This is a genomic window from Pseudarthrobacter sp. Hb11 (assembly GCF_059383655.1).
Genome location: NZ_JBWZCM010000001.1, coordinates 320,700 through 347,327, shown reverse-complemented (window position 1 = coordinate 347,327; position 26,628 = coordinate 320,700). Strand labels below are relative to the sequence as shown.

Here is a 26,628-nt window from a genome sequence, read left to right as displayed (position 1 = left end):
GTGCGCTAGTACCCCTGCGCGTCGAGCAGGGCGTCTTCCTCTTCTTCCGCCGTCGCCCTCTTCCGCTTCCGCGGTGCGGGCGGACGACGGCGGGCTGCCGCGGCAGCCGAATGGAGCACACCCTCTGACGACTCGTCGTCGTCATCGGCGTCAATTTCAGCGTTGCGGGCCTGCTGGCGGGCAGCATATCCAAAGCCCACGAACATCAGCACGCCGAACGCGAACCATTGCAGCGAGTAGGACAGGTGCGTGCCCTCCTCGGTGGAAGGCTTCGGGAACGGCAGCGGCATCTCCGCGGCTGGCGGAGTCTCGGAGGCGAGCTGGCCGTATGCCCCGGTGAGCAGGGGATACCCGAGCTGCGCTGAGTAGGCGGCGAGGTCGATGGAGGCCAGCTGGCCTTCCGGCGCGCCGCGCTGCAGGTCCGGCTCCGGATGCTTCAGCCTGACGACGGCGGTGATCTCACCTGCCGGAGGAGCCGGCACCGAGTCGGGGCTACCGGGATTTTTGCTGCCAATGGGCAGCCACCCCCGGTCAACCACCACGGTTTCGCCTGTTGACAGGCGGAACGGGACCACCACTTCGTAGCCCGGCTGGCCGTTAAGGGGACGGTTCCGAACCACGCGCTGCCCGTCGATGAGGTACGAGCCCTTCAACTCCACCTGGGTCCACTCCATGGCGGGGTCCAGCCGGTCGAACTGTTCCCTGGCATCAGCAAAGCGGATAGGGGCCGCCGAGTAGTTGGTGACAACCCGGTTGATCTCCGCCAGGGTCTCCGCGCGCCGGTCCATCTGCCAGCGGCCCAGGAAAACACAGGCGGAAGCGAAGATGGCAGCCAGCAGAAGGTAACCCAGCCACTTGCTGGAAAAGAGGAAACGGTACATTCAGTTGTCCTGCTCCAGGGAACCAAGAGGGGCAACAGCCTCAAGCACAACTGTTTCCTTCCAGAGCCCCCGCGTCTGCAGGTAGTCCTCCAGCCAGTCCCGGTGCTCTCCGCACGCCAGCCAGATCTTGCGGCGCTCGGAGGTGTGGATCTTCGGGTTGTTCCACAGGAGCTGCCAGGAGGCCTGGGACCGGCACGCCTTCCGGGAGCAGACCGCAGCGGCTTCCGCTGCGGTGGGACCCGCTCCTGCAGCGAAGTCGAAAATACTCATGATGCCCGCCGCTCCTGCCCGAATGGTGTTTCGTCGTCGTCAATAATCAGCTCGCCCTGCAGGACCTCGCTGCCGTGCTCGTCGTCGTCGGACGGAGCGGGCGGGCTTTCAATCTCTGCCAAGGGCGCAGAATCCAGCAGCAGGTCGCTGTGGCCTTCGGCCTTGTCATCGCCGTTGGCTATAACAACTGCAATCCAAGGCAAAAACACTGCACCGGCAACCGCAATAATTTTAAACCAGCCGTCCACCACAAAGATCATGATCAGGCACACCATGCGGATACCCATGGCCACCGCGTACTTGATCATGCGCTGGCGCATGTCCTCGGAATGGGCCGCGCCAGCGTCCGTGATGCTGTGAACTTCCGCGTCGCCGGAGAACCGCTCCGGCTCTCCGGGCGCGGTCTGTCCCGCATGGTTTTCAAGGGTCACGGCGATTATCACGCTCCAAAGGCTTGCGTTAATTCTCTCACCAACGGCAGTGGCACCCAAACCGGGCCGTGGGCGGACGCTAAGATCGAAGTCAGCCAAATCACCCCCTTCTACAGCGGCTCAGCGCGCCGCAGAAACCCGGAGCTTTTTAAATGACTGAAGCAGCCACCGCCCCCCGCAGTGTCCTGATCACCGGCGGCAACCGCGGCATCGGCCTGGCCATCGCGGAAGCGTTTTTGGCCAACGGGGACAAGGTTGCCGTGACCTACCGCAGCGAGTCGAAGCTGCCGGAGGGAATCCTGGGCGTCAAGGCCGACGTCACGGATGAGGCGTCCGTGGACGCAGCCTTTAAGGAAGTGGAAGCTGCCCACGGCCCGGTGGAGGTCCTGGTGGCCAACGCCGGCATCACCAAGGACACCCTGCTGCTGCGTATGAGCGAAGACGACTTCACGTCGGTCATCGACACCAATCTCACCGGCGCGTTCCGGGTCATCAAGCGTGCCTCAAAGGGCATGATCCGCCTGCGCAAGGGCCGGGTTGTCCTGATCTCCTCCGTGTCCGGCCTGTACGGCGCTCCCGGCCAGATCAACTATTCGGCTTCGAAGGCCGGCCTGGTGGGGATTGCCCGTTCCTTGACCCGTGAGCTGGGTTCGCGCGGTATCACCGCCAACGTTGTGGCTCCTGGCTTCATCAACACGGACATGACCGCTGAACTTCCCGAAGCCACCCAGAAGGACTACCTGTCCAGCATTCCGGCAGGCCGCTTTGCCGAGGCCACCGAGGTTGCCAACGTGGTCCGCTGGATCTCCAGCGAGGAAGCCGCCTACATCTCAGGCGCTGTCATCCCCGTGGACGGCGGCCTGGGCATGGGCCACTGACCCCTTCCAGCGCACTAGGCGCGGGGTGCTTCTTTGTGGAGGTCACACAAGCGATTCATCAGCGACCGCTGGCATGATGGACTCCAGACCATCAGGGATTTAGACGTTATGAACAAAGGGAGCTCGTATGGGACTGCTGGACAACAAGACCGCCATCGTCACCGGATCATCACGCGGCATCGGCGCTGACGTAGCCAGGAACCTCGCAAGCCAGGGTGCCGCCGTCGTGGTCAACTACCGCCAGAAGGCGCCGCGCGCCAACAAGGTAGTGCAGGGGATTGAAGCCGCCGGTGGACGTGCCGTGGCCGTGGGCGCTGACCTCACAACGCAGGAAGGTGTCCAGGCCCTGGCCTCCGCCGCCATGGAGAACTTCGGGACGCTGGACATCCTGGTGCTGAACGCCTCCGGCGGAATGGAAACCGGCATGGGCGAGGACTATGCGCTCAAACTGAACCGCGATGCCCAGATCAACATGCTGAACGCGGCAGTGCCCCTGATGCGTGAAGGCTCCCGCGTGGTGTTCGTCACCAGCCACCAGGCCCACTTCATCAACACCGTGCCCACCATGGAGGCCTACGAGCCCGTGGCCCGCAGCAAGCGTGCCGGGGAGGACGCACTGCGCGAACTCATCCCCAGCCTGGCCGAGAAGGGCATCTCCCTGGTGGTGGTGTCCGGCGACATGATCGAGGGCACCGTTACCGCAACGCTCCTGGACCGCTCCACTCCGGGCGCCATCGAAGCGCGCCGCGCGGAAGCAGGCAAGCTGTACTCCGTTGAAGAGTTCGCGGAGGTGGTGGCCGGGATGGTTACGGCCGACGTCGAGTCGGGCCACACCGAATACGCGGGCGGCGCAGACTACTTCGGCAAGGGCACCGGCGAGCCCGCGAGCTAGGCTGCATGCACACCGCGAGATGACACGTCGCGGCAATGTTCCTTCCGGACACTGCCGCGACGTCCCCACCCGCCCCCTAACCTCGCAAGCTCGGTCAGGGAACCGTGCGGGCGTGGGCCCATCTCGCGGTTTATTCGTAATAAGGGATTAGACGCCTGCGATGTGGCGGACAGCGTCGAGGTACGGCATGGTGACGGCGGCATCAGCCACGGCGAGCACGGCTGGCTTGGCATTGAAGGCGACGCCGATTCCGGCAGCCCCGAGCATGTCCAGGTCGTTGGCGCCGTCACCCACGGCCACTGTGTGCTCCAGCGCGATACCCTCGCTGGCTGCCCACTCGCGCAGGTACTTTTCCTTAGCGGCCCGGTCCACCACTGCGCCCAGCACCTTGCCGGTCAGGACGCCGTCGACAATCTCCAACTCATTCGCCTGCCAGTAATCCAGGCCCAGATCGCCGGCAATCGGCTCCAGGATCTGGTTGAACCCGCCCGACACTACAGCCACCACATGGCCCGCTGCCTTGAAAGCTGCCACGAGTTCGGCGGCCCCCTCGCTCAGCTTCACTTCTGTATAGACGGAATGGACGACGTCGGCCGGCAGCCCTGCGAGGACCTGAACCCGGGTGAGAAGGCTCTCGGTGAAGTCCACCTCGCCACGCATGGCAGCCTCGGTAACGGCGGTCACCTCTTCCTCCTTGCCGGCGTAGGCGGCAAGGAGTTCGATGACCTCGTCCTGAATCAGGGTGGAATCCACGTCCAGGATCAGGAGCTTGCGTTCGGCCGCGCGGAGGCCTGCAGGAACCAATGCGGTGTCGAGCCCGGTGATGGATGCCTCGGCAACGGCGCCCCGGAGCGCGGCGAGACCTGCTTCAGTTGCGTCCGGAAGCTGTAGTTCAGCCACGTGGACCTGGTAGCGCGCGTCGCCATGGTCGTTTTCGGACAGCACGTCGGCGCCTTGTGCCGTGAAGACGGAACGCAGCTGCTCCAGCGCGGTTGGGGTCACATTCAGGCCATAGCTGACGGCAGTCACGTTCGAAGTCATGCCTGCAATCTTAGTAGCGGGGGAGGCGCTCCTTGAATTCATTGCGCTGGATGGTGCTGCTCGAGCCACTCCCGCCAGGCCGTGGTTGAATCCATTCCTAGCCTGGCGGGCTGAGTCGCGAGACGCGCGCTGACGGCTGCGTGGGGCCGATGGCAAGGGTCGGTTCGTCTCTCGTTTGCGACGGTTTCAAGGCCGGCGGCAGCAAGCATTCCCGTGACTCCTATTCGCGGAACTGATCCTTCCCACGTTGGTGCGCAGCCTTAGGACAAGCCGCGTCGCCGGCGGGTCTTGACAACTGGCGAGCGGGCTTGCGGCACTATGCGGCACCGGTTATCAGTCGGCCTCTTTTTTGTCCTAGTGTCTACTCCTATGAGTGATGTTCTGGAATTGGCTTCCGTCAGCGTTGTCCGAGGTAAAAAGACTCTGCTGGACAAGGTTGACTGGGAAGTCAATGAAGGCGAACGCTGGGTAATCCTCGGCCCCAACGGCGCAGGCAAAACCACTCTCCTTCAGATTGCCGCCGCGCGCATGCATCCGAGCAGTGGCAAGGCCGGGATTTTGGACGAGATCCTGGGCCGTGTGGACGTCTTCGAACTCCGCCCCCGCATTGGCCTCTCCTCCGCCGCCCTGGCAACCCAGATCCCGGAACACGAAAACGTCCTCAACGTTGTGGTCACCGCCGCCTACGGCGTCACCGGCCGCTGGCGTGAAGGATACGAGCGCGACGACGAGCGGCGGGCCTTCCGCCTGCTCAACGACTGGGGGATGGGCCCGCTCCTGAACAGGACCTTCGCAACGTTGTCTGAGGGTGAGCGCAAGCGGGTCCAGATCGCCCGCGCCCTTATGACCGACCCGGAACTGCTGCTGCTGGACGAGCCCGCTGCCGGCCTGGACCTCGGCGGCCGCGAGGAGCTCGTCCACAAGCTCGGAGAGCTCGCCCGGGACGAGGCAGCACCGGCCATGGTCCTCGTGACGCACCACCTTGAGGAAGTCCCGCCGGGATTCACGCACGCCATGCTGCTGCGCGACGGCGGAGTGGTCGCCGCAGGTCCCATCACCGAGGTCCTGACCGCCGAACACCTCAGTACAACGTTCGGGCTGGACCTGGACGTGTCCGTCAACGCGGGCCGGTACACCGCCGTCGCCAGCCGCTAGGCAGCAGCGCAGCACCTTGGACCTTCTCAGCAGCATCTTTGTGTCCATCGCCGGCCTGTGGGCCGGCACCATCAACGCCGTTGTTGGCTCCGGCACACTGGTAACCTTCCCCGTGCTCATCGCTCTGGGAGTCACCCCGGTGGTGGCTTCCATGAGCAACGCCATGGGGCTTGTCTTTGGCACCGCAGCCGGCGCCTTCGGCTACCGGCGTGAACTGCAGGGCCGCGGCCGGCAGCTCATGCGGCTGCTCCCTGCCTCGCTCCTGGGCGGCGTCTCCGGCGCATGGCTGCTCCTGCACCTGCCCGAGAAAGTCTTCCACTACGTTGCGCCCGTCCTTCTGGTGCTGGCCCTCCTGATGGTGGTGTTCCAGCCGCGCATGCAGGCGTGGGTCCGCAACCGGGAGGAGAACCCGGAGCACGCCGTGCGGGACAAGCGGCACGGTGTCCTCCTGGTGGTCCTGGTCTACCTCGCCGGTGTTTACGGCGGCTACTTCGTAGCTGCGCAGGGAATTCTGCTGGTGGGCATCCTGGGGGTCTTCCTCACAGGCACCATCCAGAACGCCAACGCCATGAAAAACATCCTGGTGCTCGGCGTAAACCTTGTGGCCGCCGTCTCCTATCTGCTGTTCGCGTTCGACCGCATCAACTGGCTCGTGGTGCTGCTGATCGCCGTCAGTTCGAGCATCGGCGGCATCCTGGGCTCCAAAGTGGGGCGGCGGCTGTCCCCGAAGGTGCTGCGCGCCGTGATCTTCGTATTGGGGCTGGTGGCGCTGGGATTCATGATCGCGAATCTGCTGAAATAATCACCCGGTGACAATCCACTATCTCGAATCTACCGCCGACCCCCGGGTGTCCGACTACACCCAGCTCACGGATGTGCACCTGCGCAAAATCCGGGAGCCTGCGGAGGGCATGTACATCGCCGAATCCTCCCGCGTGCTGCGCCGCGCCCTGGACGCAGGGCACCAGCCCCGGTCCTTCTTCCTCGCGGAAAAGTGGCTGCACGACCTTCAGGACATCCTCGACGCCTACCCCCACGTCCCGGCCTTCATCGGCAGCGCGGCCCTGCTGGAGGAGATCACCGGTTTCCATCTTCACCGCGGTGCCATGGCTGCCATGCAGCGGCCCGCGCCGGTACCGCTGCCGGAACTGCTGGCCAGTGCGCAGGAGTCCGACCGCGGTCGTGCAGGAGGGCGATCAAGGATCGCGATCCTGGAGAACCTTACGGACCATACAAACGTAGGTGCGGTTTTTCGCAGCGCCGCAGCGATCGGCGTCGACGGCGTGCTGGTGACGCCGCAATGTGCTGACCCGCTCTACCGCCGCTCGATCCGCGTGTCAATGGGCACGGTCTTCCAGGTGCCATGGACGCGGATCGAATCGTGGCCGGCCAGTATCGAACAGCTGAAAGAGGCGGGCTACTTCGTTGCAGGCATGTCTCTGGGGGAGGGGGCCATCACTCTTGATGAGCTGGTGGCGCAGGATCATCAGAATCTGGTGTTGGTCTTCGGTACCGAAGGTGACGGGCTAAAGCCCGAGACTGAGCGGTTGCTCGACGCGCGCGTGACGATTCCGATGATGAATGGCGTGGATTCGCTGAATGTTGCCGCCTCATCGGCGGTTGCGTTCTACGCGACCCGGTAGGCGGAACCGCCCCAACTGCGGTTCCTAAGCTAGGCCTTCACAAGCGCCGGCGTCTCATAGTTCGCGGGAGTGCCCGAACCGAGGTAGCGCTCGATGCTGACGGGGCAGCGGCCAAGCCCGCCGCCCTGCCCCCGGCGGCGGAAGTTGATGACTTGGCCGGTTCTGCCGCACCCGCAGGTGCCGGTCTCGACGTCGCCCATGTCGTCGGTGAGGAGGAAACCGGGGTAGCTGGTGCTGAGGGCGTCCAGTACGGCGATGGTACCGGTCTCCCCAGGGGCGATCTCCTTGCCACTCTGGCCAGGGTCCCGGATGGAGATGTAGCACCACGGCGGAACGTGCTTACGATGCAGGTGGCATTCGACGGCGAGCATGTTCGACTCGACCATCCCGTACATGTCACGCATGTTCACTGCGCGCACGCCGAGCAAGTCGTGGCACCGCTCCCGAAAGTTTTCATCAGGGATGGCCTCGGCCGTGTGCCGCTTCCAGCCGCCGAGGGTGATGATCATGCTGAACGGGTCCAAGCGCACACTGATGTTCTCCCGCTCAAGGAACCGGAGGAGCCGGTCGACGAGGAACGGCGGACTGACGATGTGGCGTGTCATATGACCCTCCCACCGGCGCAGGTGCTCCAGGGCCTCCCCGGCGTCGAACGCCTCGTCGGCAACGAGATATGCGTGGTGGTCGAAGACGCTGTTCAGGATGTTCAAGTCCTTGAGCAGTCCCATTTCCGAGGCTTCGGGGTCCGAAGGATTCAAGAAAAGTCCCGCGCCACCGGACAGGTTGAAAAACGCCCGGTAGGTCCCGGTCAGGGCGACCAGCGCCAGGGTCAACGTCTCGCTGTTGCGGGGGGTGACGGACGGGACACCGCGGGTTCCGCTGGAGCGGGTTTCGGTCTCGACGTCGGCCAGGGAACAGGTGAGCAGCACCTTGGCGTCGGGACGCTTGAACATACTGACCGGCAACAGTGGCAGGGATTGCAGGTCGCTGATGTCGTTAATCGTGGCGGGGTCGACCCCCAGGGCGTCACACTGGGCGCGGTAGAAGCCGTTTCCAGCCTGGTGGTAGATCGCGGCGTCCCGCAGGACGTCGGTGACCGACCGTGCCCAGTCCTCAGGGGACTGGACGTAGGCCTTGGACACATTCCCCAGCATCTGCGGTAGGGAGAGCATTGTGTCACTCCTCGTTGAGTGCGAATCGATGAATGCGGGTTGCACCGCAGGGTTAGCCGTACCGACGCAACTCGGAAAAGAAATCCTCGACCACCCGGAGCTGGCCACTGGCGGCAAGTTCGTCGTAAACGTACCTGCCCAGTGCCAGGTCGAGTACGCCCAGGCCGAACGGTGAAAACACAATGGGGCGGTCGTCCGCCAAGGAGACCCTGCCTTCCATGACGTCGGCCAAGGTGCCGTCCACGAAGTCCCGGTGGCCGACCATCTGCTCCACGAGGTGGGCCGATGTCCCGGCTTTCAGGCAGTGATCCACGTCGTCGAGGATATTGGTCGACGCCAGCAGGATCTCCGGCGCCAGGTCGCGCAGGGACACATGCAGCACCAGGGGGTTGTGGTCGAACCACGTCGTGTCATGCACGTGCGGCTGGCCAGCCACCGTGGCGAACACGACGAGGTCGCTGCTTCTGATCAGCTGCTCGGGGCCCTCATGTACGGTGACCCGGGCTCTGGTGCCGCTGCGTTCGAGATAGCCCTTGAATCCCTCCGCGCTCTCGCCCGAGAGGTCGAACACCCCGATCTCGTCGAAGGACCAGCCGGTTCCGTTCAGGAAGGTGTGGATGTACCGGGCAATGAGGCCAACCCCGAAGAACCCGATGCGCCGGGGACGCCCGCGTCCCCGGCTGAGCCAGTCAGCAGCCGCGGCGGCCGATGCAGCGGTCCTGGAGGCGCTGATAATGGAGCCCTCCATGCATGCAAAGGGGTAGCCCGTCGCCTGGTCGTTGAGGATCAACACCGCTGAGGCGCGCGGAATCCCTGACGCGACGTTGTCCGGGAAACTGGAGACCCATTTGATGCCGTCAACCTCTACCGGTCCGCCGATCGAGGCGGGCAGGGCTATGATGCGCGAGGTGGGTCGGTCCGGGAAGCGCAGGAAGTAAGACGGGGGGTTTACCGAGTCTCCCGCTGCATGAACAAGGTAGGTTTGCTCAACCAGCTCGACGACCTGTTTCTCCCGCCCCTGGAGCACCTGCTGTACCTGGGCCCCGGCAATGACCGCGAAAGGCGGAACTGTCTTCGGCTCCAAGGCCGTTGTGATCGGGGAAGTGGCAAATTTTGTCATCATGCACCGTCCTTGGTGTCGGTATCGAGATCGAATACGTTGCGCGGCTCGGCCATGCCGACCAGAATCTCCCGAGGCCCTTCATAGGCCTCGCGGCTGTGCGCCATGCGGACGTTGTCGACCAGCATGAGGTCCCCTGTCTCCCAGGGGGTTCGAAGAGTGTGGTCCTCGTAGACCTCGTTCAGCAGGGCGATGGTTTCCTCTTCGATCGGGTCACCGTTGCCAAAGCGGGTGTTGAAGGGCAGCCCGTCGGGACCGTAGACGTCCACCAGGTACTCCCGCACCTCGGGCGCAATCGTCCATTCGCTCAGGAACGCCACCTGGTTGAACCAGCAGCGCTCGCCGGTCACCGGGTGCCGGACAACTGCGGGGCGCCGTTGCCGGGTGCGCAGCTCCCCGTCGCTCTGCCACTCGAACTCGATTTCGTGCGCGCGGCAGTAGCTCTCGACGTCGGCGCGGTTCGAAACCCCGAACGCCTCCTCATAGGTGGCGCCGATGTCTTCGTTATAGCTGCGGGCGAGCAGCCACCCCTCGTTTTCGAACCGCCGAACAATGTCCGGGGGTATGGCATCGAGCACGGCGTGGGCGTCCGCCACGCCGGTCACCCCACCGGCGCTCGGTGCCCGGAGACAGGCGAAGAGCATCAACCCGGGGAACTCGAGCGCGTAACTGAGCTCATGGTGCATGCACATGGGCTGGTTTGCCGGCCATGTGAGGGATGAGTACACGCCGTCCAAGTAGGGCTGCCTGGTGGCGAACGCCTCACGGTCCGGCATGAGGCCGCCAGAAACCAGTTGTTGGAAGGCATCCGCCACTTCGGCCGGATCCCGGAGGCCCAGGCCGCGGACCAGGACGGCGCCGTGCTCATCCACAGCCGCACGGAGCGCCTCACGGTTCTGTTCGGCCCATCGCACGGGGCCGGGGCCATCCTCGACGGTGAGCATCGGCGCCCGGCCAGGGCGGCGTTCCACATCGAACTGCATCCTGGGTGTAGGAGACGGCATCAGAGGTCCTTTCCTTTCATGGGTAGCTGGCGGGAGTGGCCAACCGGTCCTCCCACCCCGGCCATGGAGTCGGGCTCCGCGGCGGCTCCTGCCGGCCGCGGGACGGAAGAAACGGCAGCGCCGGCCAGGGACGAGGCTTCGAGCAGTGCCGCCAAGTCCGCCAGGATGGGCGTCTGCATGATGTCCTTGATCGACACTGCGCGCTTGAGCAGAACGGCGAGCTTCACCGCGGACAGCGAAGTCCCGCCCAGCGCAAAGAACGAGTCCTGCCCGCCGATCCGGCCCACCGGCAGGCCGAGCACCGTCGCCCATGCCTCGGCGAGCCGCTGCTCGGTTGCGGAAAGGGCTTCCCGGGCGATTCCGGCCTCGGGGAGAACCTCCAATGCCATGCGGGTCAAGGCCTTGCGGTCGATCTTTCCGTTGCCGGTCAGGGGCAGCCTCTCCTGCCACCGGTACGCAGACGGAACCATGTAGCCCGGTACACGCGCGGCCATCTCGCTGCGTATTTCGTCAACCTCAAGCGGCAGATCGCCGGAGTAGAACGCCACGAGGAACTTGGACTGCCCGGCGCCCTCGCCCACGACGACCGCACCGTCGCGGACGCCGGGAACCCGCAGCAGCGCGTTCTCGATGTCGCCGATCTCGATGCGGAACCCGGAGATTTTGACTTGATTGTCCCGCCGGCCCAGGTACTCCAGCTTGCCGTCCGGGGACCAGCGGCCGTAGTCGCCAGCCCGGTAAAGCCGCGCGCCGTCAACGTAGGGATCGGTGGAGTAGGCCTGTGCAGTACGCTCCGGGTCGTTGACGTAGCCGCGGCCCACGCACACCCCCGAGAAGGCGATCTCTCCCGGCGCTCCAAGCGGCACCAGCCGCTGCCGCTCGTCAAGGATATGGATCCGGACGTTCGGGATTGGCGGGCCCAGTGGCACGGAGCCGCCCGCGGGCGCTGCACTCATCACTTCGTGGTTCGTGTCGTCGGAGGTTTCCGTCAGCCCGTAGGCGTTGACCAGCTTGACGTTCGGCATCACGTCGAACCAGCGGCGGACCAGCTCACGCTTTAGAGCCTCCCCGGTCGCCGAGACGCAGCGGAGGAGCGGTAAGGCGCGAGGTTTGCCGCCCAGGTAGGCCACCACGGCGTCCAGATACGACGGGACGACTTGGAAGACCGTCACCGCGCCCCGTTCCACCGTGTCGATGAAACGCTCGACGTCGAGGATGCGGTCCTGCCCGACGATGAGTGTGCGGCCGCCCACGAGCAGCGCCGAGACCAATTGCCACAGCGAGATGTCGAAGCACTGGGGGGCGGTCTGGGCGATGACGTCCCCAGGGCGAATCCCCAGGTCCTCGATCTTGGCGTACAGGTGGTTCACCATGCCGTCGTGCTCACACATCGCGCCTTTCGGCTCACCAGTGGACCCGGAAGTGAAGTAGACGTAAGCGAGCTGATCGGGACGGATTTCCATGTTGAGGTCGTCAGCGGGGTAGCCGTCGCTTTCGATGTCCTCGAACAGAAGCTTCATAACTGCAGGCATTCCTGCCAGTGCCTGATCGAGGGTGGTGGTGCTGCCGCCTTCGGTGAGCACTACCCGGACCCCGGCCCGCGTGAGCGTCCTGGCGATCCGGTCGGCCGGGAAGTGCGGCTCGATCGGCAGGTATGCGCCCCCGGCTTTGAAGATGCCGATTACAGCGGCCATCCACTCCAGATCCCGTTCGGCGACGACCGCCACGATGTCCTCCGCGCGCAGCCCGCGCGCGAGCAGGGCACGGGCAATCCGGTTGGCGCGGGCGTTCAGCTCTGCGTACGTCCACTCCCGCGCGTGCTGAACGGCCGCGATACGTTCGGGATGCTGGCTGACCCGCTCCTCGAACAGCTCGTGGAAACGGCGCTGCGGCCGGGGTCGCTCGGGCCCGGCGAGCTGCTCAAGCTGGAAACGCCGCTCCTCCTGGCCGACCAGGTCGGTGTCGAGGGGATCCGCCTCCGGGTCTGCCACCAGGCCACGGAGCGCGGCCAGGTAGTAGCCGGCGATGCGGCGGCTGGCATCTGCGTCGAGAACATCCAGACGGTACTTCAGGCTAAGCACCTGGCTTGTGGCCGCGGTCCGAACCGACACATCGAGCACCGTGCCGGCCGGCAACCCGGTATGTCGACCGGAATCGTCGTTCCGAAGGCCGCCGAACAACACCTCGTAGCCAGGGGCTGCCGATTCGTGACCAGCTTGCCCGGCGCTTAACTGCTCCCCATCGGCCCGAAACTGGCGGCCGTCCGCGTCGGAGACGACGCCTCGCCAGGACCGGTGGGCCAGATCCAGGTTGCACTGCCACGTCCCGGCCGCATCCATGCAACCGGTGATGATCTCCGTTTCGCCGGACAGGGCCTGGAGCACTCTCGCGTGTGCCGCCAACCAGATTGAGCCGGGAGCCACCTGCAGGCTCCGGGCCAGCGTCCGCACGGCCGTACCCAGGTCCTCAGGTACCGGCAGCTCGACCAGCTCCTGGCCCGGCTGTGGATCCTGCGTCCACCTGGGGATCGTCGTCGACGCGGCAGCGGGGAGGGAGAGCCCGCCGTGGGCCGAATCGAACGAGTGGCCGGCCGTGCGGCAGCTGAGCGCGGGGCTGGAGGTCATGACAGTGTCCTTTCCAGGACGCCGGGGAATGTGGCGGTGGCGCGGGCTTCCTCTGCCGGATTGCCGGCCCACAGGGACCCGCGGGTGAGGACGGTCCCCTTCATAACGAAGGAGTCGGCGGCGACCACCGCGCCGTCTTCGACGGTCACGCCGTAGTGGACGAACGCGGAGACGCCGAGGGTGACGTCGTCGCCAACAACGATGTGGTCCGACTTGAACATGCCGTCCTCTTGGGAATGGGATTGGAGGGTGGAGCCGGCGTTCAGGGTGCAACGGGAGCCGACTGTGACCAGGGTCCGCTCGATGATGCCGCAGCCGTCGTCGAAAACCCGGCTTCCGATCCGTACGCCAAGCAGACGCCAGACCAGGGGCTTGAACGGCGTCCCGTTGAGGAGGCCTGCGTATCGGCTCTGCAGCGACATCTTCCAGTACCGCTCGTGGAACCAGAAGTAGGGGTTGTAGATGGAGCAGAGCTGGGGCTGAAGGGGTTTCAGTCCCGTCGCGAGACGCTCGATGCCGATGGGAACCAGCAAGCCAACCACGAGCATCACGACGAAGGCCACGCTGAGGGCAAGGAAACCGAACTGGTCGGACAGGTCGAGGGCGGCGAACATGATGATCGTGGCCAGCGAAATGTTAAGCCACCGCACCAGTATCAAGAGGACCATCGAGCGCAGGTTGTGCCTGTTCTTAGCTGCCAGGTCCCGGCGGAAGTGCGCACGGTTCGCATGCTCTTCGGGGAGGGCGTCCCGGAGGACCGAGCGGGGGATCTCGAACGGCGGTGACCCTAGCAGACCTACGTCATGGCGCATTGGTCCGTCGAGGGGGACCATCACCTTGGTCGCCAGCAGGCAGTTGTCCCCGGTCCTGGCCCCGGCAGGATAGAGCACTGCGTTGCCCAGGAAGTTGTGTGCGCCGATAGCCGCCCGACTGACCTTGAACGACGTCGCCGAGAAATCGGTGTTCATGAAGGACACCGCGTCGGCGATCATGGTGCCGGTGCCTATCGTCGAAAGGTACGGGTTGTCGTGTTTGAACACCGTGCCCAGATTCGAGCCGGTCTGCTGGACCTGCGGCTGCTTGTACCCGATGGCCCGCACGTAGTTCACGACGTATGAGCTGTCGCCAAACAATCCCGTCAGCATGGGCCTGTTGGTCATTCTCGACACCGCCCGCTCCGCCGCGTGCCGCAGACCAAACAGCGGATACACCGTGTCCGGCTTGATGGCGAGTTGAACCACCCGCGGGATGGTGGTGACGATGAGCAAAGACACGATGGTGCCACCGAAGACAGCAAGACCGGCATAGGTGATGGCGTCGGCGTAAAAGACCCAGTTGGTGAATGCGAACGCCTGCGTCTCCAGGAGTGCCGCAACGTTGGGGTTCGCCATGACAGCCAACATGACCGCCTGAGCCAGCAGAATACGGCCCAGGCCAACCATGCTGATCACCTGGGAGGTCGCGAACCATCCCCGGCGCCAGGGCGAGTAGGGCTTGGCCTCGACTCCGCCATAGTCCGCGTCGGTGCGCCGGCCGGGCGACCCGTGCCACCGCTCGCCGGCGGGCACGGACTGGCCAGTGTACAGGGTGGAGCGGTGGCCCAACTGCGACCCGTCTCCCAATGCAGTGTCGATGTCCAAAACGCTCCCCTCGCCGACGATGACGTCCCGGCCCAGCGTCAGCGCGCCCAGCTGGATGACGCCGCCGTGGCCGCGGTAGCCGTTGAGGATTGCGTCCTTGCGGATGACCGTCCCTTCCCCGATGGTGAGGAGGTCGGTGCAGACCGGCAGGCGGGTGGTCATGATCGTCACGTTGCGGCCCACTCTGGCGCCCATGGCCCGCAGGTAGAAGGTGGTCAGCGGGGACCCCTTCAGTAACACCAAGGGGGAGGTTCGCATCAAGGTCTTTACCAGCCAGAACCTGAAATAGGCCAGGCTCCACAGGCGGATTTCCCCGGGGTGGAAACGCCCAAGGATGATCCACTTAGCCGCCACGGGAAGGATGCACATCAGCACGAACACTGCCGCGGCATAGGCCGTTGACCGGAGGTAGATTTCCCAGAATTCTGTTCCGTGGCTCAGCCAGTGGTGGTTGCCCGACCCAGCTTCAGGGAAAACCCATTGGTACCAAACGACCGTGAGCAGTCCGGCGACCACGCAGTAGCCGAGATAGACAAGCACCTGCAGGGCACCGCAGGTGATATATTCCCATGTCCGGGCGTCCATGGGCCGCGGCGTTTTGGGCACCGAAGCCACGGCCGGTGAAGCCTCCTGCAACCGGTCCTGCTGAGAGGGAACCTGCAAGGCCGCGGCGAGGGCGGAGACGGTCGGGTTACCGTAGATATCCTTCATCGATACCGCCGGCAGGTCCGTCTGCTTACGCATGCGGGCGCAGAACCGCGCCATGACCAGCGAGTCCGCGCCCAGGTCCTGGAAGAAGTCGGCGTTCACCGGTACCTGCTGGATGCCGAGTACGCCGGCGAGCACCTCGGCCAGCCGCTCCTGCACCTGTGCCGTCGCCTCTTCCGCCGGCGCCAGGGCCCCGGCCAACGCCGAGATCGTCGGGTTCTGGTAAATGTCCTTGATGGACACCGGAGGCAGGTCCGGCTGCTTGCGCATCCGGGCGCAGAACCGCGCCATGACCAGCGAGTCCGCGCCCAGGTCCTGGAAGAAGTTGGCGTCCACCGGCACGTGCTCGACCTCGAGCACGCCGGACAGCACCTCCGCCAACCGGTTCTGAACCTGCACCTGTGCCGTCGCCTCTTCCGCCGGCGCCAAGGCCGCGGCCAGCGCCGAGATCGTCGGGTTCTGGTAAATGTCCTTGATGGACACCGCTGGCAGGTCCGGCTGCTTGCGCACCCGGGCACAGAACTGCGCCATGACCAGCGAGTCCGCGCCCAAGTCGTAGAAGAAGTTGGCATCCACGGGAACCTCGTCCTTCTTCACCACCGATGCGAGCAGATCCGCCAGCCGGCGCTCCAGGACAACGCCCGCACCCGTGACCGGAGTGGCTGGAAAGCCGTTCCCGACCGGAGCCGCGGTTGTCTCAGGAAGGAGGGGATCGATGGAAGATGTGGAACGCGGAGCGCCCTGCAGGTTGTCCAGACGCATTTTCACTGCAGGAAATTCCCTAGTGCGGCGGTGGCGGCGACGTAACCGGCCACGGATACGCGTGCAGGGCGCTGTGGCTCCGGTACGGTGTCGGACGGTTGGCCCGGAGCCCCTGTCACATCGTCGGTTGCCAGCGCTTCGGCGCCGAAATGATCGTGCACCCAGTCAGGGTTGTAGACAGTGTCCAGGTAGGGACGGCCCATGTCCGGGGAGATGGCAGCCGCCGTCAGGTCTTGGGCGTCGTGGTCAGCCAGCCAGGACATGGCACCGTGAACCACGGTCCCGGTAGAGCCACCCAGCATGAACCCGGCGGCCGCGAGGCGGTGGCAGGCGCGCACCGTGTCCAGTTCTTCGACCATCACCACGTCATCGATCAAGGACTCGTCGAGCTGCGGCGGCCGCACGCTCATGCCGAGTCCCGGGATCAGGCGGGTGGCCGGCTGGCCGCCGAACGACACCGATCCTGCGGCATCGACCGCGACAATCCGGACATCAGGCCGATGCTCACGGAAGTACCGCGCGCAACCCATCAAGGTGCCCGTTGTCCCGGCTCCCACGAACAGCACGTCCAAGTCGGGGAACTGATGGGCAATCTCGGGGGCAGTCCAGCGGTAGTGCGCTCCCCAGTTGCCCGGATTGGTGTACTGGTTGAGCCACACGTACCGTTCGTCGGATGCGCACAGGTCCAGCACGTGGTTGAGCCGGGCACCGAGGAAACCGCCGACGGGATCCGGTTCGGTGACCAGGTCCACCTGTGCCCCGAGCGACTCCATGAGTTGCCGGGTTGGCGGGTTGCAGCGCGGATCGATCACACACACGAAGCGGTATCCCTTGCTGGCGGCGATCATGCTGAGCGCTACGCCGAGGTTGCCCGAGGAGGACTCCACGAGGATGGAGCCGGGGCCGATCAGCCCCTCCCGCTCGGCGCGCTCCACCATCTCCCGCGCGGGCTTGAGCTTAATTGAGCCGGCAAAATTGAACCCCTCAATCTTCAAATAAAGGCGGCAGCCCAGCACCCCTTCCAGGTCAACGAACAGGCTCTGCTCGTTGAACAGGTGGGGATCTTTGATAATCGGCATGTTTTTCCCTCGTTCCTGCCATGAGCTTGGTCAGGGTTAGGGATGTTCCTGCCAGCTTGTGTGAAGGGTGCCGGACATCTGCGTCCGAACCGGTTCATTTTTCAAGAAGAGCCGCGCAGAGCGGCACGAATGGAGCACTGCGGCCGCCGCTATTTCCCCCAGCAGCAATACCTGGCTTCCCCACCGCGGATACTCCGAGATGCAGTTGAGGCTTCAAACCTGTACTTGACAGTAGGCAGGTTACGTAGCCCACCGCAACCACTTCGAGTACCTGTATCCACGCCCCGTGAGTACCTGCTTACACGCACTCGCACGCCCCGTGAGTACCTACTTGCTCGCGCTCGCAACCCCGCTCACTGATAAAGGCGGCACCGCGGCCAAGCCCGGCAGGCAGTTCGCGGGCACCCTTCATTTCCGCTAGTATTGATAGCTGGCTGCCCTGCGTCTTTCGGGCATGGAGGCGGCCATTCCATTCATACCTGGCAGCTGGCAAAATCCAGTTGTGCGAACAAAGGTCCCATTATGAAGTCTGATACCCACCCGAAGTACGAAGCTGTTGTTTTCAATGACCTGGCCTCCGGCACGAAGTTCCTGACCAAGTCCACCGTGTCTTCCAAGAAGACCATCGAGTGGGAAGACGGCAACACCTACCCGGTTATCGACGTCGAAATCTCCTCCGAGTCCCACCCGTTCTACACGGGCAAGCAGCGCATCATGGACGCCGCAGGCCGCGTCGAGCGCTTCAACGCTCGCTTCAAGGGCTTCGGCGGCAAGAAGTAACTCACTTCCCCCAAGCTTCAAGCGAAAGCCCGCACCGGCAACGGTGCGGGCTTTTCCGCGTTAGCGGCAGGCCGCGTTTTAGGGGCCCGGCCTTTCTGGGGCAGGATGGGACGTATGACTGCCACGCCCGTCCCAACTGATGGTTCCGCCGCCCGCCGGCACGGCGAGTACAAAGTACCCGGCGGCAAACTCGTGGTGGTGGACCTGGACGTGGTGGACGGCCGGCTCGCCGCCGTCTCCCTCAGCGGAGACTTCTTCCTGGAGCCCGACGAGGCGCTCCTGGACATCAACCGGGGGCTCACGGGATTGCCGGACACGACGACGGCGTCCGAGCTTTCCGCCGTCGTCACCGCGTCGCTGCCGGAAGGCGCAGCCCTGTTCGGCTTTTCTGCCGACGCCGTGGCGATTGCGGTCCGGCGTGCCCTGGCGAAAGCCACGTCCTGGGCGGACCACCACTGGAACCTTATTCCGCCCACAGTCCTGCCCACCGAAGTCAACGTAGCCCTCGACGAGGTCCTCACCGAGGAGGTGGGCGCCGGCCGCCGCAACCCCACGCTTCGTTTTTGGGACTGGCAGGAACCGTCAACAGTGATCGGCAGCTTCCAGTCCTACCGCAACGAGGTGGACGCCGGCGGTGTGGCGAAGCATGGCATCAACGTGGTCCGCCGCATCAGCGGCGGGGGAGCGATGTTTATGGAGGCGGGCAACTGCATCACCTACTCGCTGTATCTGCCGCAGACCCTGGTGGACGGGCTCAGCTTCGCCGACTCCTATCCCTTCCTCGATGCGTGGGTCATGGCGGCGCTGGAAAAACTGGGCATCACGGCCTTTTACATTCCGCTGAACGATATTGCCACGGACCAGGGCAAGATCGGCGGCGCGGCCCAGAAGCGCCTCGCCAACGGCGGCATGCTGCACCACGTCACCATGAGCTACGACATCGACGCCGACAAGATGGTGGAGGTACTCCGCATCGGCAAGGAAAAGCTCTCGGATAAAGGCACCCGCAGTGCGAAGAAGCGGGTGGACCCCCTCCGCCGGCAGACTGGTCTGGCGCGCGCCGAGATCATCGCGGCCATGATGGAAGTCTTCAGCGAGCGGTATGGCGCCACGCCATCGGAGCTGACCGGGACGGAACTGGCCAGCGCCCGCGAGCGTGTGGCAAGCAAGTTCGGCACGGAGGAATGGCTTCACCGGGTCCCCTGACGAGACCCAGGGAATCCGGGCCTTATCCCATCGATTGCTCCGCAGGTGCCCTTATGAGCGGCGAGAAGGGCGGTTACGGAGCAGCGGACGGGGTTTTGAGGACGGCCGCCTGCGCCGTCAGCGCCCGCAGAAGGTGGCTGCGTTGTTCAATGACAATCCGGCGCAGGGCGCCGGGTGCGTCGGCGTTCTCGGCCAGCCATTCGTCGGTCTGCAGGATTACCGGATGGTCTGCCGGTTCCGCCCCCTCGGCCAAGTCCCGCGCGAGTGGATACAGGCCCCGCACGATCCGGCTCGCGATCTCGATGCTGCGCCCGTCCCAGACTGTGCGAAGGCACTCAAAGTACGGCTCCGCGTAAGGTTCAAGCAGTCCTTCCGGGGCGGTGATGAAGCCGCTGATGGTGGCGGTCAGCAGCTGGTTGGACAGGTCGTTCCCCTGCACGGCCGCTTTCCATGCCGCTGCCTTGACCTCTGGATCGGGCCGGGCGGCGAGCGCTGTAGTGTGCCCGGCGCGTCCCGAGGCTGTGGTGTCGCGGGCCAGTTCAGCGTCGAGCTCGGCGACCGTTGCCTGCCCGTTCGCCGCCAGGGCGTGCCAAAGCTGCCAGCGCAGCTCGGCGTCAACTGCCAGGCCTGATACCGGGGATGTTCCGTCCAACAGGCCCCTCAGCCGGTGCAGCATCGCGTCATCGTGCCTGCTGAGGGTGGCAAGCGTCCGAGCCCACGCCAGCTGCTGGTCCGAGCCCGGCTGGGCGCGGTCCAGTTCTGCAGCAGCGGTCGCCAGGAAGGAGGCCCGCACGGCTTTCCGGTCGTCTGCAGACGTGTAGCGTTCGACGGCGGTTCTTGCGTTGTCGAGGATGTTCAACAGGACACCGATGCCAGTTTCCGCTGGAGCGAAGGTAGCCACCGTGTCAACGTACCGCGCAGCCGCGCTTTCACCGTCCCGGACCGAGTTCCAGAGCGCCGTCCAGCACAGGGCACGGGCCATGGGGTCCCTGATCCTGTCCAAGGAGGCCAGGACCGTGGCCTCTGACGCCGGGTCGAGCCGGACCTTGGCGTAGGTAAGGTCGTCGTCATTCACGAGCAGGAGCGCGGGCCGCGGCTGCCCCGTCAGCTCTGCAAGCTCTGTCCGTGCACCCACAACGTCGGTCTCGATGCTTCCGGTCCGCACCAAAGCGCCGTCGGCATCAAAATCATAGGAACCCACGCGCAGCCGGTGGGGACGGAGTTCTTCCCTTCCGGTGACCGGGTCCATTGCCTTCTGGACGATTGCCACCCGGCCCAGCACGCCGTCGTCGGCTGCCGCATTTGCAGCGATGTCCAGGGACAGCGTGGAGATGCCCGAGGTTTGCAGCCACTGCTGCGCCCACCCCGCCAGGTCCCGCCCGGAGGAGGCGCTGAGGGCCGCAAGCAGATCGGCCAGGGAGGTGTTTCCGTAGGCGTGCTTGCGGAAGTACCCGCGGGACCCGGCGATAAACGACTCGAACCCCACGTAGGCCACCAGCTGCTTCAACACCGAAGCGCCCTTGGCGTAGGTGATGCCGTCGAAGTTCTGCTTCGCGGCCTCAAGGTCCGGGATGTCCGCCACAATCGGGTGCGTGGTGGGCAGCTGGTCCTGGACGTAGGCCCAGGCCTTTCGCTTGTTGGCGAAGTTGACCCAGGCGGTGTCCCAATCGGTGGCCCGGTCAACGCCCAGTGTGCCCATGTAGTCCGCGAAGGATTCCTTGAGCCATAGGTCATCCCACCACTGCATCGTCACCAGGTCCCCGAACCACATGTGCGCCATCTCGTGCATGAGGGTGTTGGCGCGGCCCTGGTACTGGGCGTCGGTGGCACGTGAGGTGAAGACGTAGTTCTCGGTGAACGTCACCAGGCCGGGGTTCTCCATGGCGCCGAGATTGTATTCGGGAACGAAGGCCTGGTCATACTTGCCCCAGGGGTAGGGGTAGTCGAAGAGCCGGTTGAAGAAGTCCAGGCCGTTCTTGGTGAGACGGAAGAGCTCACCGGTGTCGAAGGATTCCGCCATCGACGCCCGGCAGTACAGGGCGAGCGGCACGTCGAGGGGGGTGCCGTCGTCGAGCGTTGCCTGCCAGCGGTCCTCGGCCTTGAAGTAGGGGCCGGCCAGCACGGTGGTGATGTAGGTGGACATGGGTTCGGTGCTGGCGAAGTCCCAGCATGCCGCGGCCGGGTCGCTGGAAAGGAGCGTGCGGTTCACTTCCGCGCCGTTGCAGGCCACGTGCCATTCGGCGGGTGCCGTCACATGGAAAGTGAAGGCGGCTTTGAGGTCGGGCTGTTCGAAGTTCGCGAAGACCCGGCGGGCATCCGCGGGCTCGTACTGTGTGTAGAGGTAGCACTGGCCGTCGGCGGGATCCACGAAGCGGTGCATGCCCTCGCCCGTGCGGCTGTACAAGGCGGTACCGGTGACGGTCACCTGGTTCTCTGCCTGCAGGTTTTCCAACTTGATGCGGGCGCCGCCCACCGCGTGCTCCACGCGGAGTTCCTGGCCGTTAAGGAGCACGCTGTGGACCTCGCCGATGAAATCCAGGAACGTCGAGGAGCCTGGCTCGGCGGTGAAGTTGATGATGCTGCGGCTTGGATAGCCTGCAACGTCCGGGTCCGCTGCCCGCCGCACGTCCAGCGCTACGTCGTAGCTGGTGGTGCTGATCAGGGCTGAACGTTCGGCGGCTTCATTGCGCTGCAGATTCTCATTTAACACCCAGCTATCTAAGCACGCGCCCGGTGTTCAAAATCACGCGGCGATCAGCAGGGCGGCCGCAAGTCCCAGGAGGGCAATAAGGAGCCAGGACACCAGGGCCGCCAGGAGCGCACGGCCACCGGTGTGCAGCAGTAGGCGGATCCGCACCGCTGAGCCCAAACCAAACAGCGCGGCGCCCAGCAGGATGTCTTGAACCGCCGCCCCCGCCTCCAGCCATCCTCCCGGCAGCCAACCGGCGGAGCGGAGACCCACCATGGCGACGAAGCCCAGGACAAACAGGGGCACCACCGGCGGGAGCTTCGCATTGCCATCCGCCCCCGGGCCGGGTTTCGCAGTCAGGCGCTGGTGCGCTCCCGCGATGGCTGCCACGGGTGCGAGCAGCAGCACGCGGGTGAGCTTGACGATGACGGCGATGCCGAGTGCCGCAGTCCCGGCGGTCTGCGCCGTGGCCACCACCTGGCCGACGTCGTGCACCGAGGCGCCAATCCAGGCACCGAAAACCGGCGCGCTGAGCTGCAGGGGATGGATCAGCAGAGGCATGACACCGATCGCGAGGGTTCCGCAGAGCGTCACCAGCGCCACCGGCAGGACGGTGTCCACGTGCCGGATGCGGCGGACGGCTGCCATGGCGCCGATTGCGGAAGCGCCGCAGATTGAAAACCCCGTTGCCACCAGCAGCGACGTCACCGGCGGAAGCCCGAACAGCCGGGAGATCAGGTAGGTTCCGCCGAAGCCGGCGGCCACCACCGCCGCGATCAGCAACAGGGCAAGCCAGCCCAGTCCCAGTACGTCCATAACGCTCACCTTCAGGCCCAGCAGGACAATCCCGCCGCGCATCAGGTGCTTTCCGGCGAAGTCCAGCCCCGGGCGTGCCCTGCCGGCAGTCCAGACGCCCGTCGCCGGCAGGTTGGCCGCCAGGACGCCCAGGACCACGGCCAGGGTCATGGCCGGGAGGGCTGGAACGAGCCAGTGGACCAGGAAGGCGGCGGCCAGTGCCACGGCTGCCGTAGCCAGGCCCGGAAGCAGCCGGTCGGCGCCTCCAGGGATGCCCGGGCCGGGGGTGGGGAGGCTTCTGCGGACTGGCACTCACCTACTGTGCCGGAAAAGACACGGGATGCACGAACCGGACCACGTCCGCCAACACGCCAGAATGGATGGCAGTAATGAATTCGAAACAAAAAGATGGTTGGCTATTGGACATGTCAGACCTATTCCAGGATTACTCCGTGGCCGCCGGCCGGACCGGAGCCTACGACGAGATGTTCGCCCCCGGGCAACAGGCCCGTGACTCTTATGGGCAGGTGGCGGACGCCCTTCGCAAGCTCTCCCTTGCCGATGTCAGTGCCCGTGCCGACTCGATGGCGCGCACCTTCCTGGACCGCGGTGTCACCTTCGACTTTGCCGGCGAGGAGCGTCCCTTCCCGCTCGATATCGTTCCCCGGGTCATTCCCGCCGCGGAATGGGATGTGCTGGAACGCGGCGTCGCCCAGCGCGTGCACGCGCTTGAGGCCTTCCTCAACGACGTGTACGACAAGATGAACGTGGTGTCCGACGGCGTGATACCCCGGCAACTGGTGACCACCAGTGCACATTTCCACCGCCAGGTCCACGGCTTCGAACCGGCCGGCGGCGTGCGGGTGCACATCTCCGGCATCGACGTCGTCCGTGATGCAGCCGGAACCTTCAGGGTCCTCGAAGACAACGTGCGCGTTCCTTCCGGGGTCAGCTACGTCCTGGAAAACCGGCGTGCCATGGCGAAGGGCCTGCCCGAAGCCTTCGGCCAACAGCTCATCCGCCCGGTTGAGGAATACCCCCGCCGGCTCCTCTCGGCCCTGCGTAAAACCGCACCCGCGGGCGTTGACGATCCCACCGTCGTCGTCCTGACCCCCGGCGTGTTCAACAGCGCCTACTTCGAGCACACCCTGCTCGCCGGCCTGATGGGCGTGGAACTGGTGGAAGGCCGCGACCTCATCTGCCGTGGAAACCGCGTCTACATGCGCACCACCGCCGGTGAGCAGCGCGTGGACGTCATCTACAAGCGGATCGACGACGACTTCCTGGACCCATTGCAGTTCCGGGCCGACTCCATGCTCGGGTGCCCCGGACTCGTCAACGCAGCCCGGGCAGGCGGGGTGACCATCGCGAACGCAGTGGGCAACGGCGTCGCGGATGACAAACTGGTCTACAGTTACGTCCCGGACCTCATCCGCTACTACCTCAACGAGGAACCCATCATCGCGAACGTGGACACCTTCCGCCTGGAGGAGAAGGAAGCCCGCGAGTACACTCTGGACAACCTGTCAGAACTCGTGGTCAAGCCTGTGGACGGCTCGGGCGGCAAGGGTCTGGTCATCGGCCCCGACGCCTCCAAGGACGAGTTGGACGCCCTCCGCCAGAGGGTCATCGCAGACCCCCGCGGCTGGATCGCGCAGCCGGTACTGCAGCTCTCCACCGTCCCCACGCTGGGCGGAGACAAGTTCGGCCCCCGCCACGTGGACCTGCGGCCCTTCGCAGTGAACGACGGCGACAACGTCTGGGTGCTGCCCGGCGGCCTTACCCGCGTGGCACTGAAGGAAGGCTCGCTGATTGTGAACTCCAGCCAGGGCGGCGGGTCCAAGGACACCTGGGTCCTTGCCGATTCGCCCCAGGTGCCGGTGGAGACCCTGCCCCGGCCGTCCATTTCGGTGCGCGAACGCGTGTCCGTGTGGCCGGTTGAAAGCAACTGGCGCGACCGCCAGTCGGAGCAGCAGCAGTGAACCGGGCCGTGATCCATCGATTGTCTTTTCCAGTGTCGGGCCCGCAGGAGGTAGCCGCGAATGCTTAGCCGTATTGCCGAGTCCCTTTTCTGGATTGGCCGTTATGTGGAGCGTGCCGACGGCACGGCGCGCATCCTCGATGTGCACCTGGAGCGGCTGAACCACCTGCCCATGGACGAACGGAAAAGCGTGGCGCAGGAGCTTCTGGCTGTTATGGGCGCCCGCCCGCAGAGCGAGGACTTCGGCCTGCCGGAACTGCTCCATGCCCTGGCGTACGACAAGACCAGCGCCACGTCCATCGCGGGATCCCTGGGAGCCGCACGCGAAAACGCCCGCCGCGCCCGCGAAACGGTCTCCTCCGGCCTGTGGGAGAGCCTCAACACCACGTACTACGGGTTGAGCCAGCACCGCAAGGACGTGGTGGGTACCTACCGGTTCTGCAACTGGACGCTGGAACGCACCGCCATGGTGAGCGGCCTGGCGGACACCACGGTGAGCCATGATGAAAGCTGGCTGTTCCTGGTGTTGGGGCGCTCCCTGGAGCGGGCCGACATGACCGCCCGCATGCTGTCCACCCGCGACGTCCTGTCCGCAGGAATGTCCTGGGTCAACATGCTCAGGTGCGCCGGCGCCTACGAATCCTTCCTGCGCACCCGCCGGGCCGCCTTCGGCGACCAGCACGCTGCAGAGTTCCTGCTCCTGGACCGGCTGTTCCCGCGGTCCATTGTGTATGCGCTGCGGGATGCCGACGAGTGCCTTGCCAAACTGGATCCCTCCGCGCAGCGTGTGGGCTTCATCAACGACGCCCGCCGGATCGTGGGGCAGGCGCGCACGTTCCTCGAGTTCCACCGCACGGACGACCTCATGTCCGAACTCCCCGAACACATGGAACGCGTGCAGAAGGCAGTGTCCCAGGCCTCGGACGCCATTTCCCGTAAGTACTTCAATCAGGCGGACGAACTGGCCTGGGTGGGAGAAGTTTCATGACCCGGCTAAGCATCGTTCACAAGACGGCCTACAAGTACAACAAGCGGGTCACCCTGTCCTACAACGAGGCCCGGATGACGCCCCTGACGGATTCCCAGCAGGTGGTGCTGGAATCGGTGGTCAAGGTTTCGCCGTCGCAGGCAGCAGTGAGCACCTATCGGGACTACTGGGGGACCAGGGTCACGGCCTTCGACGTGCAGATGCCGCATGAGCACCTCGAAGTGGTGTCCAACATCACGGTGGAAGTACACCGCGCCGAAAAGATTCCTTCCGAGGCGGACATTGTGGGCTGGGACGTCCTTGCCGCACCCGAGACCCTCAATACGTTCAGCGACTGGCTTCCCCAGTCCAGGCTGAGCGGTCCCGGGGACGAGGTCCTGGGCATCATCCCCGGCGTGGTAGAGGACAAAAACCCGCACGACGCCGCGATGGCCGTCTTCGCATGGATGCGCGGCGAGATGACGTACATGTCCGGCTCCACCGCCGTCACCACCAATGCCGAGGAGGCCTGGGGCCAGCGCCAGGGCGTTTGCCAGGACCTCGCCCACCTCGCCATCGGAGCCCTGCGGAGCTGCGGTATCCCGGCCCGGTACGTCTCGGGGTACCTGCACCCGCGGGCGAGCGCAGGCATCGGCGAAACCGTGGCCGGGCAGTCGCACGCCTGGCTGGAGTTCTGGGACGGCGACTGGCGGAGCTGGGATCCCACCAACCACAAGCCTGCCGGTGACTTCCACGTAACCGTGGCCAGGGGGAGGGACTACCGCGACGTGTCCCCGCTCAAGGGCATCCTGTCCGGTGGCGGCGGGTCCGCACTGAACGTCAGCGTGGAGATCACCCAGCTCGCCTGATGGCGCCCGGCCTGACCGGCAGCTGTTTCACTTGGAGGCGT

The 26,628-nt window shown here is 65.2% G+C and carries 22 protein-coding genes; 10 read left to right on the top strand and 12 right to left on the bottom strand.

The window, feature by feature from the left end; genetic code table 11:
• Window positions 1-5 precede the first annotated feature (5 nt).
• Genes AC50X7_RS01670 through AC50X7_RS01660 form a run of 3 tightly spaced genes read right to left on the bottom strand, consistent with a single transcriptional unit; the run spans window position 6 to window position 1,582 of the window.
• The gene (locus AC50X7_RS01670; protein ID WP_494977461.1) at window positions 6-881 is read right to left on the bottom strand and encodes an SURF1 family cytochrome oxidase biogenesis protein; all 876 of its coding nucleotides are present in this window, start codon (window positions 879-881) and stop codon (window positions 6-8) included.
• The gene (locus tag AC50X7_RS01665; protein ID WP_494977460.1) at window positions 882-1,151 is read right to left on the bottom strand and encodes a hypothetical protein; all 270 of its coding nucleotides are present in this window, start codon (window positions 1,149-1,151) and stop codon (window positions 882-884) included. It lies immediately after the preceding gene.
• Window positions 1,148-1,582, bottom strand: a complete 435-nt coding sequence (locus tag AC50X7_RS01660) for a DUF3099 domain-containing protein (protein WP_494977817.1) — start codon at window positions 1,580-1,582, stop codon at window positions 1,148-1,150. Before AC50X7_RS01660 ends, AC50X7_RS01665 begins: the two co-directional genes overlap by 4 nt.
• Before the next feature lie 152 nt (window positions 1,583-1,734).
• Here AC50X7_RS01660 and AC50X7_RS01655 point away from each other — a divergent pair, with 152 nt between their 5' ends.
• Together AC50X7_RS01655 and AC50X7_RS01650 are read left to right on the top strand one after the other, a co-directional pair.
• Entirely contained in the window at window positions 1,735-2,460 is a 726-nt protein-coding gene (locus AC50X7_RS01655) for a beta-ketoacyl-ACP reductase (RefSeq protein ID WP_163163647.1), read from the top strand.
• Window positions 2,461-2,587: 127 nt separating this feature from the next.
• Window positions 2,588-3,352 (top strand): SDR family oxidoreductase, encoded by a 765-nt coding sequence (locus tag AC50X7_RS01650; RefSeq protein ID WP_494977459.1) that lies wholly within the window; start codon window positions 2,588-2,590, stop codon window positions 3,350-3,352.
• Between the two features lie 147 nt (window positions 3,353-3,499).
• Here the strand turns inward: AC50X7_RS01650 and serB are convergent, their stop codons facing one another.
• Window positions 3,500-4,393, bottom strand: a complete 894-nt coding sequence (serB, locus tag AC50X7_RS01645) for a phosphoserine phosphatase SerB (protein ID WP_494977458.1) — start codon at window positions 4,391-4,393, stop codon at window positions 3,500-3,502.
• A gap of 369 nt (window positions 4,394-4,762) precedes the next feature.
• Between serB and AC50X7_RS01640 the strand changes: the two genes are divergently transcribed.
• Genes AC50X7_RS01640 through AC50X7_RS01630 form a run of 3 tightly spaced genes read left to right on the top strand, consistent with a single transcriptional unit; the run spans window position 4,763 to window position 7,191 of the window.
• A complete protein-coding gene (locus AC50X7_RS01640) occupies window positions 4,763-5,548 on the top strand; it encodes an ABC transporter ATP-binding protein (RefSeq protein ID WP_307095105.1) in 786 nt (261 codons plus the stop codon).
• Between the two features lie 16 nt (window positions 5,549-5,564).
• Window positions 5,565-6,350, top strand: coding sequence for a sulfite exporter TauE/SafE family protein (locus tag AC50X7_RS01635; protein ID WP_494977457.1), 786 nt, complete (start codon window positions 5,565-5,567; stop codon window positions 6,348-6,350).
• Window positions 6,351-6,357: 7 nt separating this feature from the next.
• Complete coding sequence (locus tag AC50X7_RS01630) at window positions 6,358-7,191, top strand: TrmH family RNA methyltransferase (RefSeq protein WP_494977456.1); 834 nt, start codon at window positions 6,358-6,360, stop codon at window positions 7,189-7,191.
• A 29-nt stretch (window positions 7,192-7,220) separates the two neighbouring features.
• On the opposite strand, the gene AC50X7_RS01625 is transcribed toward AC50X7_RS01630, so the two are convergent.
• The 6 genes from AC50X7_RS01625 to sbnA are packed head-to-tail and all read right to left on the bottom strand — an operon-like array spanning window position 7,221 to window position 17,300.
• Window positions 7,221-8,363 carry a LuxE/PaaK family acyltransferase gene (locus tag AC50X7_RS01625; RefSeq protein WP_494977455.1) on the bottom strand — a complete coding sequence of 381 codons (1,143 nt, stop codon included), beginning with the start codon at window positions 8,361-8,363 and terminating at the stop codon, window positions 7,221-7,223.
• 52 nt (window positions 8,364-8,415) lie between these two features.
• Window positions 8,416-9,486 (bottom strand): 2,3-diaminopropionate biosynthesis protein SbnB, encoded by a 1,071-nt coding sequence (sbnB, locus tag AC50X7_RS01620; RefSeq protein WP_494977454.1) that lies wholly within the window; start codon window positions 9,484-9,486, stop codon window positions 8,416-8,418.
• Complete coding sequence (locus AC50X7_RS01615) at window positions 9,483-10,487, bottom strand: TauD/TfdA family dioxygenase (protein ID WP_494977453.1); 1,005 nt, start codon at window positions 10,485-10,487, stop codon at window positions 9,483-9,485. Before AC50X7_RS01615 ends, sbnB begins: the two co-directional genes overlap by 4 nt.
• Window positions 10,487-13,111: a non-ribosomal peptide synthetase gene (locus tag AC50X7_RS01610; RefSeq protein WP_494977452.1), complete on the bottom strand. Its 2,625-nt coding sequence runs from the start codon at window positions 13,109-13,111 to the stop codon at window positions 10,487-10,489. Before AC50X7_RS01610 ends, AC50X7_RS01615 begins: the two co-directional genes overlap by 1 nt.
• The gene (locus tag AC50X7_RS01605) at window positions 13,108-16,221 is read right to left on the bottom strand and encodes a Pls/PosA family non-ribosomal peptide synthetase (protein WP_494977816.1); all 3,114 of its coding nucleotides are present in this window, start codon (window positions 16,219-16,221) and stop codon (window positions 13,108-13,110) included. Before AC50X7_RS01605 ends, AC50X7_RS01610 begins: the two co-directional genes overlap by 4 nt.
• Window positions 16,222-16,223: 2 nt before the next feature.
• Window positions 16,224-17,300, bottom strand: coding sequence for a 2,3-diaminopropionate biosynthesis protein SbnA (gene sbnA, locus AC50X7_RS01600; RefSeq protein WP_494977451.1), 1,077 nt, complete (start codon window positions 17,298-17,300; stop codon window positions 16,224-16,226).
• A 522-nt stretch (window positions 17,301-17,822) separates the two neighbouring features.
• On the opposite strand from sbnA, the gene AC50X7_RS01595 reads away from it, so the two are divergent.
• Window positions 17,823-18,080, top strand: coding sequence for a type B 50S ribosomal protein L31 (locus AC50X7_RS01595; RefSeq protein ID WP_307095092.1), 258 nt, complete (start codon window positions 17,823-17,825; stop codon window positions 18,078-18,080).
• A gap of 114 nt (window positions 18,081-18,194) precedes the next feature.
• Entirely contained in the window at window positions 18,195-19,286 is a 1,092-nt protein-coding gene (lplAB, locus tag AC50X7_RS01590; RefSeq protein WP_494977450.1) for a lipoate-protein ligase LplAB, read from the top strand.
• Window positions 19,287-19,359: 73 nt separating this feature from the next.
• On the opposite strand, the gene pepN is transcribed toward lplAB, so the two are convergent.
• Both pepN and AC50X7_RS01580 read right to left on the bottom strand, forming a co-directional pair.
• On the bottom strand, window positions 19,360-21,996 hold the full coding sequence (pepN, locus tag AC50X7_RS01585) for an aminopeptidase N (RefSeq protein WP_494977449.1): 2,637 nt from the start codon (window positions 21,994-21,996) through the stop codon (window positions 19,360-19,362).
• 33 nt (window positions 21,997-22,029) lie between these two features.
• Window positions 22,030-23,082 carry a YeiH family protein gene (locus tag AC50X7_RS01580; RefSeq protein ID WP_494977448.1) on the bottom strand — a complete coding sequence of 351 codons (1,053 nt, stop codon included), beginning with the start codon at window positions 23,080-23,082 and terminating at the stop codon, window positions 22,030-22,032.
• Between the two features lie 113 nt (window positions 23,083-23,195).
• Between AC50X7_RS01580 and AC50X7_RS01575 the strand changes: the two genes are divergently transcribed.
• Genes AC50X7_RS01575 through AC50X7_RS01565 form a run of 3 tightly spaced genes read left to right on the top strand, consistent with a single transcriptional unit; the run spans window position 23,196 to window position 26,587 of the window.
• The gene (locus tag AC50X7_RS01575) at window positions 23,196-24,752 is read left to right on the top strand and encodes a circularly permuted type 2 ATP-grasp protein (RefSeq protein ID WP_307095089.1); all 1,557 of its coding nucleotides are present in this window, start codon (window positions 23,196-23,198) and stop codon (window positions 24,750-24,752) included.
• A 60-nt stretch (window positions 24,753-24,812) separates the two neighbouring features.
• Window positions 24,813-25,739: an alpha-E domain-containing protein gene (locus AC50X7_RS01570; RefSeq protein WP_102975536.1), complete on the top strand. Its 927-nt coding sequence runs from the start codon at window positions 24,813-24,815 to the stop codon at window positions 25,737-25,739.
• Window positions 25,736-26,587 carry a transglutaminase family protein gene (locus tag AC50X7_RS01565; protein ID WP_494977447.1) on the top strand — a complete coding sequence of 284 codons (852 nt, stop codon included), beginning with the start codon at window positions 25,736-25,738 and terminating at the stop codon, window positions 26,585-26,587. Before AC50X7_RS01570 ends, AC50X7_RS01565 begins: the two co-directional genes overlap by 4 nt.
• Window positions 26,588-26,628 lie beyond the last annotated feature (41 nt).

Coding starts and splice junctions, on each gene's coding strand:
- AC50X7_RS01670 (WP_494977461.1), bottom strand. CDS start 881: ATGTACCGTTTCCTCTTTTCCAGCAAGTGGCTGGGTTACCTTCTGCTG.
- AC50X7_RS01665 (WP_494977460.1), bottom strand. CDS start 1,151: ATGAGTATTTTCGACTTCGCTGCAGGAGCGGGTCCCACCGCAGCGGAA.
- AC50X7_RS01655 (WP_163163647.1), top strand. CDS start 1,735: ATGACTGAAGCAGCCACCGCCCCCCGCAGTGTCCTGATCACCGGCGGC.
- AC50X7_RS01650 (WP_494977459.1), top strand. CDS start 2,588: ATGGGACTGCTGGACAACAAGACCGCCATCGTCACCGGATCATCACGC.
- serB (WP_494977458.1), bottom strand. CDS start 4,393: ATGACTTCGAACGTGACTGCCGTCAGCTATGGCCTGAATGTGACCCCA.
- AC50X7_RS01640 (WP_307095105.1), top strand. CDS start 4,763: ATGAGTGATGTTCTGGAATTGGCTTCCGTCAGCGTTGTCCGAGGTAAA.
- AC50X7_RS01625 (WP_494977455.1), bottom strand. CDS start 8,363: ATGCTCTCCCTACCGCAGATGCTGGGGAATGTGTCCAAGGCCTACGTC.
- sbnB (WP_494977454.1), bottom strand. CDS start 9,486: ATGATGACAAAATTTGCCACTTCCCCGATCACAACGGCCTTGGAGCCG.
- AC50X7_RS01615 (WP_494977453.1), bottom strand. CDS start 10,487: ATGCCGTCTCCTACACCCAGGATGCAGTTCGATGTGGAACGCCGCCCT.
- AC50X7_RS01610 (WP_494977452.1), bottom strand. CDS start 13,111: ATGACCTCCAGCCCCGCGCTCAGCTGCCGCACGGCCGGCCACTCGTTC.
- AC50X7_RS01605 (WP_494977816.1), bottom strand. CDS start 16,221: ATGCGTCTGGACAACCTGCAGGGCGCTCCGCGTTCCACATCTTCCATC.
- sbnA (WP_494977451.1), bottom strand. CDS start 17,300: ATGCCGATTATCAAAGATCCCCACCTGTTCAACGAGCAGAGCCTGTTC.
- AC50X7_RS01595 (WP_307095092.1), top strand. CDS start 17,823: ATGAAGTCTGATACCCACCCGAAGTACGAAGCTGTTGTTTTCAATGAC.
- lplAB (WP_494977450.1), top strand. CDS start 18,195: ATGACTGCCACGCCCGTCCCAACTGATGGTTCCGCCGCCCGCCGGCAC.
- AC50X7_RS01575 (WP_307095089.1), top strand. CDS start 23,196: ATGTCAGACCTATTCCAGGATTACTCCGTGGCCGCCGGCCGGACCGGA.
- AC50X7_RS01570 (WP_102975536.1), top strand. CDS start 24,813: ATGCTTAGCCGTATTGCCGAGTCCCTTTTCTGGATTGGCCGTTATGTG.
- AC50X7_RS01565 (WP_494977447.1), top strand. CDS start 25,736: ATGACCCGGCTAAGCATCGTTCACAAGACGGCCTACAAGTACAACAAG.